At 41.0% G+C, this 12,162-nt stretch carries 9 protein-coding genes and 1 pseudogene; 5 read left to right on the forward strand and 5 right to left on the reverse strand.

The annotated features are described in order from the left end of the window. Positions 1-123 precede the first annotated feature (123 nt). The 5 genes from A6049_RS16785 to A6049_RS16805 all read left to right on the forward strand — a co-directional run bounded on the left by A6049_RS16785 (position 124) and on the right by A6049_RS16805 (position 7,540). A complete protein-coding gene (locus A6049_RS16785) occupies positions 124-4,188 on the forward strand; it encodes a HigA family addiction module antitoxin (RefSeq protein ID WP_095206133.1) in 4,065 nt (1,354 codons plus the stop codon). Between the two features lie 461 nt (positions 4,189-4,649). Next, a complete protein-coding gene (locus tag A6049_RS16790; protein ID WP_063565768.1) occupies positions 4,650-5,183 on the forward strand; it encodes a hypothetical protein in 534 nt (177 codons plus the stop codon). Between the two features lie 55 nt (positions 5,184-5,238). Then, positions 5,239-5,559, forward strand: a complete 321-nt coding sequence (locus tag A6049_RS16795; RefSeq protein ID WP_063565769.1) for a hypothetical protein — start codon at positions 5,239-5,241, stop codon at positions 5,557-5,559. Beyond that, positions 5,501-6,523 (forward strand): hypothetical protein, encoded by a 1,023-nt coding sequence (locus A6049_RS16800; protein ID WP_145921935.1) that lies wholly within the window; start codon positions 5,501-5,503, stop codon positions 6,521-6,523. Before A6049_RS16795 ends, A6049_RS16800 begins: the two co-directional genes overlap by 59 nt. A 543-nt stretch (positions 6,524-7,066) precedes the next feature. Further along, positions 7,067-7,540, forward strand: a complete 474-nt coding sequence (locus A6049_RS16805; protein WP_063565771.1) for a hypothetical protein — start codon at positions 7,067-7,069, stop codon at positions 7,538-7,540. Between the two features lie 254 nt (positions 7,541-7,794). Here A6049_RS16805 and A6049_RS34125 read toward each other — a convergent pair. The 5 genes and pseudogenes from A6049_RS34125 to deoD form a co-directional block, all read right to left on the reverse strand. Beyond that, positions 7,795-7,941: pseudogene (locus tag A6049_RS34125) on the reverse strand (HNH endonuclease); the annotation flags it as partial. A gap of 295 nt (positions 7,942-8,236) precedes the next feature. Beyond that, on the reverse strand, positions 8,237-8,689 hold the full coding sequence (locus A6049_RS16810) for a HEAT repeat domain-containing protein (protein WP_063565772.1): 453 nt from the start codon (positions 8,687-8,689) through the stop codon (positions 8,237-8,239). A 310-nt stretch (positions 8,690-8,999) separates the two neighbouring features. Further along, entirely contained in the window at positions 9,000-9,803 is an 804-nt protein-coding gene (locus A6049_RS16815; protein ID WP_063565773.1) for an AAC(3) family N-acetyltransferase, read from the reverse strand. Positions 9,804-10,017: 214 nt separating this feature from the next. Then, positions 10,018-11,355: an MFS transporter gene (locus A6049_RS16820; protein ID WP_063565774.1), complete on the reverse strand. Its 1,338-nt coding sequence runs from the start codon at positions 11,353-11,355 to the stop codon at positions 10,018-10,020. 29 nt (positions 11,356-11,384) lie between these two features. After that, positions 11,385-12,101 (reverse strand): purine-nucleoside phosphorylase, encoded by a 717-nt coding sequence (deoD, locus tag A6049_RS16825; protein WP_063565775.1) that lies wholly within the window; start codon positions 12,099-12,101, stop codon positions 11,385-11,387. Between the last annotated feature and the right edge of the window lie 61 nt (positions 12,102-12,162).

Here is a 12,162-nt window from a genome sequence, read left to right on the forward strand (position 1 = left end):
TTTTCATAATACAAAATAATAATATGATCCTTAAAAGTTACATCGTGACTTGAAATTCGTAGCGTTGCACGATACAATAAAAACGTATTGTGTAACGCTACACTGTTGTAGAGGAGTTTTAAAATGAGAAACTTGTCGGAAGCGCCTGTTCATCCTGGCACGTATGTGCGTCGAGTGATTATTCCCTCAGATATGTCCGTAAAAGAAGCCGCTGAACGACTTGGTATTGGGCGGCCAGCATTATCAAATTTTCTTAACGGGAAGTCATCTTTGTCACCTAAGATGGCTGTAAGGTTGGAGAAGGCATTTGGTGCAGATCGGAAGAAACTTCTCGAATTGCAGGTTGCTTATAATCAGAAGCTACGGGTGAATAGTGAAAAAGAGATAGCAGTGCGCGCCTTTGTTCCAACTTTCCTGACTATTAAGGCAAGGCAGATCGAGGAATGGGCCAACAGTCGAATCGAAGCTCGGCACAACTTTCCCGTATTGTTACGTAAACTTGTTCACTCCACCAGCAATGGTCTTCGTCAGATTGACTTCCCAGGTTATGACAATGCTCAACGTAAAGGTAACGATGGCTACGTAGAAGCAGAAGTTGCTACGCCTTGGGTACCTGAAGGGAGTTCTTATTGGGAGTTTGGAACTGACAAAAATCCGATCGGCAAGGCAGAGAGTGATTATACAGCACGATTAAAGTCCATCGAATCCTCAGTACGTACCAACAGTAGCTTTATTTTCGTAACACCTCGTAACTGGCATGGTAAAAAAGTATGGGAGGAACAGAAGAATAGGGCTGGAGACTGGAAACTTGTCAGAGCTTTCGATGCTAGCGATCTCGAACAGTGGCTTGAACAGTCGGTATCTGCGCAAATTTGGCTTACAGAACAACTCGGTTTGCCAGTGAAAGGTTTTGAAACATTGGAACAGGCATGGAGCCGCTGGGCAAATGCTAGCCATCCTCCTATTACACCTGAAATATTTTCTCCCTCAGTTACTGCAAGCAGAGATAAACTTAAAACTTGGCTTAATAAGCCTAGCAATAGCCCCTTAGTTGTCACAGCAGATTCAAGTGAGGAGGCGCTTGCCTTCCTAGCATGTGTCTTCAGTGATGCAGAGTTCTGCCAATTCAAAGATCAAGCCGCAATTTTTACATCGCCCGAACCGCTCAGAACGTTAATTTCGTCTTTTATACCATTCATCCCGATTGTTTATTCCGAGAGCGTTGAAAGAGAATTAGCAGATGCCCAGCGACGTCTTCACTGTATCGTTTATCGTCCTCGGAATGCTGTTGATACAGAAGCTGATATAAAGCTTGATCTTTTAAGCCATGAGGTTTTTAAGAATGCACTTGTCTCAATGAAAATTGAAGAAGACCATATCGAGAGGCTAGAGAGGGAATCTGGCCGTTCCCCGACAATATTGCGTCGTCGTCTTTCTCAAAACACAGCGCTGAGAACTCCAGTTTGGGCTAGTGATGATAGAGCAGAGGGACTGGTGCCTATTGCTCTGGTTGGTGCTTGGCACGCTGATACGGAGGCTGATCGCAAAATAATCTCCAATATCGCCAATAGAGAGTACGATTCGATCGAGATTAATATTGCACGGTTGCTACAGCTTGACGATAGTCCGGTATGGTCAGTTGGACACTATCGGGGCGTAGCATCAAAAATTGATGCATTGTTTGCTATTGCCAAGATGGTAACACCAGCAGACATCAGTCGCTTTTTCGTTGCTGCCGAATACGTTCTTTCCGAGACTGATCCAGCCTTAGAATTACCAGAGAAAGACAGGTGGGCAGCTGCTATTTATGACAAAACACGTGATCACTCTAGTGCGTTAAGAACGGGTATCTGCGAAACACTTGTTATATTATCTGTGCATGGAAACAATCTTTTTCAGAGTCGTCTTGGGGTTGATATCGAGATTCAAGTCTCACAGCTTATTCGTAAACTCCTTACGCCGTTAACGCTTGAAAAACTCTTTTCTCATAACCGAGACCTACCACGCTATGCAGAAGCCGCTCCTGATGAATTTATCAAGATAGTTGAGGAAGATTTAAGGAGCATTAATCCTGTTGTCTTCGGTCTCCTCAAACCAGTTGATAGTAGCTTGTTCGGAGTATCACCCTCTCGGACTGGCCTTCTTTGGGGACTAGAGTGTCTGGCTTGGAAGCCACAAAATCTTCCGGTAGTGTCGCAAATATTAGCCAAGCTCTCTCGTTTGAAAATCGATGACAACTGGGCTAATAAGCCAGAGTCAAGCTTGCAAGCAATTTTCAGGTCATGGATGCCACAAACGGCAGCTTCAGTGGAGCAAAGGATGAAGGTGCTAGAAATGCTCACTAAGCGTTTCCCCGATGTTGGCTGGGAAATTTGCATTGAGCAAATTAAGCCGGGTTCTAGAATCGGTCATTATAGTTATAGGCCTAATTGGCGTAATGATGCCTCCGGTGCTGGCCAGGTCGTCAGCCGCCAGGAAATGTACGAATTCAATCAAAAAGCGCTTGATCTTATCATTGCTTGGCCATCGCACAACGAAAACACCCTTGGAGATGTAATCGGATCTCTAGAGGTCATACCTGAAGAGGACCAAATTAAGGTTTGGAATTTAATAGATGAATGGTCACAAAGTGCTGATGACTCCACCAAAGCGGAGTTGCGCGAGAAAATCCGTCTGTTCGCTTTTACCAGACGAAGCCGCCACCGGAAACTAGGAGAAGAAACACGAAATTATGCCCGTGATGCTTATGAGCGTCTTCAACCCAAAAATCTAGTTATTCGTCATCGATGGTTATTTGCAGATCATTGGGTGCAGGAGTCAATTGAAGATATTGAAGAGGATTTTGATTATCAAAAGCGAGAAGAGCGGATTGATAGGCTTCGAAGTGAAGCGATAAACGAAATATGGACTGGTCTAAAATTTCAGGGGATTAAGGAATTGATCTCCTTTAGCGGTGCAGCAGGTGTTATTGGTCGTTACGTTTCATTCTGTGTGATCGGTATGAAGCCGAGGGTTGATTTCATTAAGCGTTGTCTTTCCCTTGACGGGGATATCCGTAGTAAAGCGGACTGGTTTGTACAGGGCTTCCTTTCTGCAATTGAAGATGATTCTCGCATCGAGATACTAAAGGAAACAGCTGAAAAACTAACTGGTGAAGAGCGCATAAGGTTGTTTACTTGTGCCCCTTTTCAAACATCCACATGGCATCTTCTGGACAGATACGGCGAAGATACACACATAGGGTATTGGAAAGAAGTCCTTCCTTCTTGGAGTGGGCATACTCCCGCTGAATTCACTGAGTTGATTGATTGCCTTCTTGAAGCAAAGCGGCCACGTGCTGCTTTCCATGCCGCTCAAATGAATTTTAAAGATATTGAGACCTCTCGCCTTAAGCGATTACTTCGAGATGTCGTCACTATTAATGAGGAACCTAAGGGGCATTACAGGTTAGACAGCTACTACATTTCAAAGGCTTTGAGTTCGCTTAATGGGCGCGTAGATGTCAATAGTGAGGAAATGGCTCAATTGGAATTCCTCTTCATTGATGCGCTTGATGACAGCGAGTACGGAATCCCTAATCTTGAACGTCAGGTTGCGGAAATGCCAGTGGTATTTGTACAGGCAGTGGCACTTGCTTATAAGCGAGGAGATGATGGTGAGGATCCTCCAGAGTGGGGAATACAAAATCCTGAAAACCAGGTAGCAGTCGCATCAGCAGCTCATCGTCTTCTTGATAGAGTCAGAATGATTCCTGGTACAGATGAGAACGGGAAAGTTGATGCAGTTGCGCTTGCATCATGGCTTACAGAGGTTCGGCGTTTGTGTCGTGAATGTGGTCGTGCTGATATTGGAGATCAATGCCTTGGTCAATTACTTTCCAGATCGCCAGTGACAGAAGGTGGTTCATGGCCCAGTGAAGAGGTCTGTGAGGCTATGGAAGGGATAGCATCTCAGCAAGTTGGAAAAGGTTTTTATATCGGAGTTCGCAATTCTCGAGGTGTACACTGGCGTGGCGAGGGGGGCGAACAGGAACGCCAACTTGCGACCAGATACCATGCAATGGCTGAGCGATTGTATTTTGACTATCCCTATGTTGGAGGGATTCTCGAAGACATCGCCAAGTCTTACGAACATGATGCAAGGTGGCAGGATTCCGAATCAAATATCTCCAACAGACTTCGTTACTAACGTAGTATATCGTCAAGATAGCACTCAATACAGTCTGTGAGCTTCAAAATGAAACAGTTTCTGGAAGGGGGCTTTTGCTTGTGAAAAGCAAAAGTCTCTTCCGCTTGTTGGCAAATAGGAACGGAAGAACACCTTTCTTAATTAAACATGAAACAGGGTAATACATATTGGGATTTATATAAAATAACTTATAGACCTATCTGACAGGGTTCAGTTGGTGGAGGAGTGGTATGAAAGAATGCGAGTAGAGCGACAGTCTTTATTATCTTTAAAAAGGTGTATATCCCAAATGCACAATAATGATGTATTGAAATAGACAAAGAAGTGGACACCGTCTCTTAAATTGAAATGAGTAAAGAGTACCTATACATAAGAGAGTTTTATCTCATTTGACATTTCCTTAATTTTACTATATGTTGTATTACAACGTATTTCAAAGTAATACAATGGAGGTGTTTGAGATGAAGTCAATTAGTCTACGAGTTAATGAAGAGATGTTAGAGCAATTGGAAAACTTAAAAAGCATGCTTCCAAAAAATCAAACTGAGGAGTTAAGTACTTCAGAGATAATTCGAGTGTGTGTTAATTTCACAAATATAAATTACGGTAAGGGCAATATGGAATGGGCTGAAGTGATGGAATTGATAAATGCATACGTAAAAACGGCACTTATAACACAATTGGTTGGTGTAGATTTCGATTTCTTAGATCGAATATTATATGCGATCGAAAAAGTTAATGAAGAAAATTACACAGAGGAAGTTAAAGCAAACAACAGATTGTTTAATGATGAGAACCCAATTACACTAGGGGAATTGTTAAGGTTCAAGTATCGATTGTTGCCAGAGACTTTTTTGGAAGCGATGGGTATTGATTGGAAAAATTATAAAGAATTAACGGATAATGAACTAGCAGACTACATTCTTGAACTCTTTAAAGATAAAGATTTTTCAGATAAGGCGGAGTCTCATGTTAGGGTTCAAAGTTCCTTGTGAGTTAAAGACACTAAGGCAAAATTTAGAGTATGAAAAATAATTATGGAGGTAATTTATGAGAATTATATCGAGATCAATTAATGTTAATAAAGAGGAGCCTACTGAAGATTTAATTAAAGTTTATGTTCCTAATATGGTGGAAATGAAGACCATATTAGAGGATTTACAAAATATGGCTATACGGAGGAAAGACCAAAAGTATTCATTTTCAGTTTTGCAAACCTATTTGATTACTGCTATAGCAGGTGAGCTTAACACTTTAAAAGCGTTTAAAGACGAAAAGGTTCTTAAAGAGAATAATTCTGAGATTCTTCGAGATGACAACAAGATTAATGCTCAATTCATTATTACAAATCGCAGATGGAATTGCATTTAGATTTTTAGATTATGATTACTCTATGTTCACCTTGCTTCAAGCAAATAAAACTTCACCATCTGCAATATTACAGGATGGTTTTGAAGCCGTTTTAGATTTAGCAGGGAGATTAGGAGATAGAGATGGGAATACACAGGAGTTAATAACTGATATTAACCAGGTTACTAATATTGGGGATATTATTTTAAAAACTGAGGATTATTTTGAAATCATTGAAGTTAAGAAAGGGAGAAATAAGCGAGGAGCTAGAATTAATCGTCAAAAGGAACGAATGGATTCCTTGACAACCTTCATTAATACAAGCGCTGGTAATATAGATGGTAGAAATGTGAAGTTGTTCACTGCACAGTCGAGGAGGCATTCACTAGATATACTACAGGATTGCTTCAAAGACGCTGAAAAGAACGGGGTAGCTTCGAAAATGATCAATTCGTTTCAATGTGTCACTTGTATTGATGTAGATAACTTGGTAGCGACTGATAGGATAGATTTAATGAAAACTGCTCAATCACTGCACAGAGAATTCTGGGATACTGATGAGGTATTTAAATTGAACTCACTTGATCATAGGCAATTATCAGGTTGTAGTCTACCGATAACAGTATTCCCATTTGATACATCTCTTATTATTGATATTCTTATGGGCTCGAAAATTTACATCAGTACAATTAATGTGAGTGAACTAATTAGTTACATGAACAGTAAAGGATGGGAAGTAATCGAAACAACAAAAATTCTTGGAATTAATGAATTAGAAGAGTTGGATTTTCCTGTTTTTGTTTTAAAAAGTGGAAACGATCCACACTATAACTTCAGATTTCATATTGATTTCTTGGTATCATGTATGATGGAGTTAATTGAGATAGATGGTTATTTAGAAATTGCGAAGAGTATAGCCAACTTAGAAAATGAAGAAACTTACTACATACCCTTCTATGAAAAAGAAGAGAAGATATGGAATTAGTATATACATTTCTTATTCGATTTGTATGTTACTTTGATTAGGTATCTAGAAAGGATAAAAGCACCCTCTCTTTGGGTGCTTTTGGATTCGCCCTACAAATGTTACGGTGAACCGTACCACAAGTAGGACGAAAAATTCTAAGCAGCCACTCGTTCCCAATACTCATTTTTCAGCTTATTATTTTTCACTGTGCCAGTCATAAAGGAACATATTATTTGATGACCCCCGAGAAAAGAAATAAATCGAAGAAAAACCATGTTTGGCTTGTTAGCCAAAACACGGTTTTTTTCATTGTTCCACGGAACGCTAATCGGCCGTCACAGTAAAATTCGTCTGAGTTTGGAGATTTGGAAGCCAGACTTATTCACAAACCTACTATATTTTTGCACATATGTCCGGCTATCGTAAGTTTTTTGTTAATCATAATTATTATAAAAATGTTTTATTTTGTTATTATATGTAGTATAATTCTTTTTTACCACTATTCTATTTTCCGAAAATAATTCGGTATAGTTTAGAAAAAAAAACTAGGAGGTACAATTTATGAAACATAAAAAGGCATTATCTGTATTACTTTTAGGAGCAGCATTAAGTATAGGTGCGAGTAGTGTTTTCGCCAGCGATCATTCCACTCCTATTACTGTTTCTAGTGAAACAATTACTTCTAATGGTAGTTATATTGACGAATTTCAAAAAATTCAACCAAGAATAAACAATTTAGTTATTAGTAGTACTGGAATTTCAGAGAGCAATGGTTCATATGAAAAAACTTGGAATCAACCAGCAGCATGGAGTTATTATAGATTCTCTGTTAAAAACACTACAGCGACATCAGTAACTGTTACTATTCAAGAGCATGGTAATAGTAAAAGTCATACTTTAGCTGCTAATTCAAGTAACACATGGAATGCAGCAGGTGTTCCTGCTGGTAATCATACAATATCTGTAACAACATCTGATGGAAGAAAATTCACAGGGGATGTTGCTGTAAGAATATCCGATTCTTTTCCTTTTTAAATTAAAAATCAGTATATAAGTCAGACCTCTAAAACAATGTTTTAGAGGTATTTTTTCACTGAATTTCTTAAAATTTAAAAGAACATTGAAATCTCCCTTTCCTGCACCACTACAGGAGCTATGCCCCCAACCAATAAAAGTACATGGCATGAAGTAGAGTAAGTATCCAGCGCCTTGTCATATCACTATGACAGGTTTCCAAGTACTCCTCCCCGAACCGTACGTACACGTCTCCGCGTATAGGGCTCCATTTTTCAATCTAGCTTCCTGTTGTGTAAATCCAGATGGGAGCTTCTGCAAAGAGCGAGGGTTTTCCGCTTATACTCGATTATTCGCTTTTCCCATTTTTTCTTTCCCTTCAAATCCTTGAGCTTTCTTACGTGATGCATATTTAAAGGGACACGCCCTCTATTTTACACCAGTCTATGGAAATCACCCAACAATGGGTGCCTTTTTGATTTCGCCGATAGCCCCGTTAAGCTGAACCGTATCATAAGTAGGTCGAAAAATTCTAAGCAACCACTCGTTCCCAATACTCATTTTTCAGCTTATTATTTTTCACTGTGCCAGTCATAAAGGAACATATTATTTGATGACCCCGAGAAAAGAAATAAATCGAAGAAAAACCATGTTTGGCTTGTTAGCCAAAACACGGTTTTTTTCATTGTTCCACTGAACTCTAATCGGCTTCGGCGGCTATTTTCTACCTAGTGTCTCCCAAATTTCATGGAGCCAGGAATCGAACTCAGCATCTCTGTCGCCCTCGTAAGTATCATAGATATCCAGACGTGTCTTTTGCAGTTTTTCCTTAAATTGCTCAAATGTGTGACCTTCAGGAAGGCTTTTTTTAATCCGTAGTAAAATTTTGTTAAGGCCCTTAAACAGCTCGCCCTTATTTTTAGCAGGCATTTGTACATCTTCATCCAATTGCTTGAGCTTGAGATATGCGGCTTCGCGCACTTGGAACACTTGGTCATTTGTCAAAACATTTTGCAGCAATTTAATGGTAGGGGCTGTATCCCAGTTCCCCAATTCATTCACCGCATTTAGTCTTTCTCTCCAGTTTGCTGTCCCTTTGCTTGCCCGTTTGAGCTCTTCAAGGTTTTCCGGTAGTTCGTTAACTGCTCCAATATCATGGTTGTTCGTCAAAATTCAATCTCCTTAATCATCGCCATCTCGGCAGAATGATGAATGTTATTTATGTGAACACTATTATAGCACGAACCTGACTAAACTACTCCTATGAAGCCGATTGACAGCCTATACATCACATTCACCAATTCATGTTTTTGCAAGGGTAACAGAACAAAAATTTTTGTATTCCATCCAGCTTAGCCCAGAATTAGATCACTTTTTGCCAAAACATTAGTATCCACTATTTTCTATGTCAGCATCAACCTTGATGCTGTTCCAAATATAGAAGTAGATAAGGGGGAATAGTTAGTAATAAATGCAATCGTCACACCCTAGTGCGCTCCATCCATGCTGTTGCCCAATCGATCAACGGTCGTTGTTCCAAGAACCGGACATCAGCGTCTCCAACTTTATGAATCTTCACGTTTTTTTCGGTATCGTAGTGCTGCCCTAATTCAATAAAATCTTCGTCGTTTACGGCTTGGGTCTTGTAAGTGACCCATTCGCGCTTGCCGTTAATCATCATGGCGCTACTTTCCTCGGAGTACTTCTTGCCAGGGAAATTTGCCCTTGTTTCCGCCAAATGCAGCGACGTGTTTTTTTCGTAGCCGACGCCAACCAAAAGCACATGGCCGTTTAACTGGTACAGCTTATCCAACGGGGAGCCATCTCCAAAAATGTTGCTTAAATCATGATTTTCCGTTATATATGACGCATGATTGCCCACCGCTGCTATGGAACGCGCAGGATGGTGTGACCTATGAGCTCCCGGCCACTTGCGAAACATCTCGGCTACGACACCCATACCGATTGCGGAGGTAACCTCCTTATCATAAGCGGGCCAGTGTTCTCTAATGGTAGGCCACCACTCTACGGGCTCCTCCCAATGCACACCTGTGGAAGGGTCGAGATTTTTCCATGTTTGGGATGGCATGATCAGAGTTCCTTTTTCTCCAATGATTTCAAGAAGGGATCGAATGAACGTCTCTGCTCCGCCTACAACAAAACCGAGCTTGCTTAACGAAGTATGAACCATGATGGTTTGTCCCTCCATGAGTCCGCAGCTTTTGAACTTGTGAATGAGGTCTTCTTTGGTTAGGATCGCTCTTGTTTCCTTCATGATCATCATTGGAATCTCCACCTTGTCATTTTAATAAAAAAACAAAAAACAACCCGGCTACAAGTAGCGGGGTTGTCTCTAGCAATGCTAGTGAAGCAGTGCCCTAATATTTCATTATATTGTACCAATCCTGTATCTATGCGGCAATAAAATTTACTTTGTTTCAGGAAGGCTGAGAGTGTTTATGGTGATTTTGAGCGTTTTAATCTATGGATACCTTTAATTACTTCGACTCAGTGAGTCGGCCCACAAGCAATCCGTACATCACTAGTGCGAACAAGGTAATGATTGAAAGGATCCATAATACCGTTCCAAAAGATACTACATCCATAAGAGATGCGGTATAGGTGATGCCTATGGAAGCGGATACATTTAACACCAAGTTGTAGAATCCAATGGCTGTTCCTGACTTTTCTGCAGGGATGGAGCGTACACAGGATTCAAGCAAAGGCGCGTACATGAATGCGAATGACCCCGAGAACAGCAGCATGGAGAGAACATATACAGGAATCGAGCCTCCAATAAGGCCGGGTAAAGCCAAGCTGAATACGATTATGCCCATAGCAATGGAAACGGCTTGCTTATTGGTCAATACTTTTGCTATTTTCCCAGACAGCGAACCGACTATTATCGCCGTTACATAGCCTGGTATCAGCAGCAGTGAGATCGTATCGAGCTGAAGATCATACAACTTTTGAAGCAGGAATGGGAAAATAAAGATGTAGCCCAGTTGAACGGAATAAATCACAAAGGCTATGGCAAGTACGGATGCAAACCGTTTATTTTGAAAAAAGGAAATCCCAATGAACGCCTTCTTACTTTTACTGATATAGCCAAGAAAAAGTGCTGCAGTGGCTACGAAACTCATAATAAAGATCCAGTTGAAATCCGTTAAATACATCAACACAGAAGTAGTAATGGCCGATATGAGAATCAGACCGATGAGATCAACATGGCTCTTCCGAGATCGTTCCTTCGGCAAATATTTAAGAATGAAGGGAATTAGGAGTAAGGACAGCAGCGGAATTAAGAATAATGTTGACCAACTTAAATAGGTGGACACGTACCCCCCGGTAATGGAACCGATAACAAGAGAAAGTGAATAGCTGCTTGTGCTGAGACCCAGGAACTTCTTCTGTTCATCTTTGGGCAGGTGTTTCATTACATAGATAACATATAAAGTTTCAGCTGCGGCCAGACCTGCAGTCTGGATCATACGAGCAATAACAATGATTAGATAAGAGTCTTGAAAAATATACCCAATAATCGAACCTATGCAGATTAATATAATCCCTGCAACCAACAGCTTTCTGATACTGATGGAGTCGGCCAAAGAGGCATAGATGACGGCGCCAATCCCAATCACAAGTCCCGCTAATGAAGCTTGTAAGCTAACCATAGTTGCCGAGATTCCCAGATCATCGCCTATTGCTACTGAAACCAACTTGAATGAGTTATCGATGATTAAGGCAAAGACGAAAAAAAGCAGAATGACAGGGACTGCCCTTTTCGCTTGAAAGGGCGGGGTATTTTGCGGTGTATGTTCAGTTATTGTAGCCATTCGCCACATTCCTTTCCGGAATCAGATGATCAAGCAAGTTCCAGTGCAATTTCCATCATTTTAGTAAAAGCGGTCTGTCTCTCTTCCGAGGTCGTGGATTCATGTCTGAAAATATGATCGCTGATCGTCAAAATACACAGGGCGTTAACGCCCGCATGTGCTGCGTTCATATACAGGCCAGCAGATTCCATCTCGGCGCATAGAATTCCCATCTCGCTCCATCTCTTCAGCGCCGTTGGGTCCGCATTATAGAAGATGTCACTGGAGAGCACATTGCCTACATGAACCTTCTGCCCCTGCGCATCGGCTATTTTCTTGGCTTTTTCCAAAAGTTCGAATGATGCCGTAATCGAATAGTGACCCGGAAGGTTGTACTGGTGTCCATAATTGGAATCGGTTGCAGAACCCATCGCGAAAACAATGTCATACAGGTTCAAATGATCTTGAATCGCCCCTGCGGAACCAATACGAATGAGATTCTTCACACCGAATACATGAATCAGCTCCCATGAGTACAGACTCATGCTTGGTGTTCCCATTCCAGTACCCATCACTGATATTTTTCTATCCTTGAAAGTTCCCGTATAGCCCAGCATACCGCGAACATTATTGAACTGGACGACATTTTCCAAATAGTTCTCTGCAATAAACTTTGCTCTTAAGGGATCGCCCGGCAATAGAATCGTCTCTGCGATTTCTACTCCTCCAGGTTGAATATGCGGCGTTTCTTTAGGGGATGTGCTCATTTCAAATCTCCTCTTCTTTATGAATTGGTATAGTTGTATAAAAAGTTGTCTAATTGGTATG

It is taken from the genome of Paenibacillus sp. O199, from assembly GCF_001636635.1.
Classification (GTDB): domain Bacteria; phylum Bacillota; class Bacilli; order Paenibacillales; family Paenibacillaceae; genus Paenibacillus; species Paenibacillus marchantiae.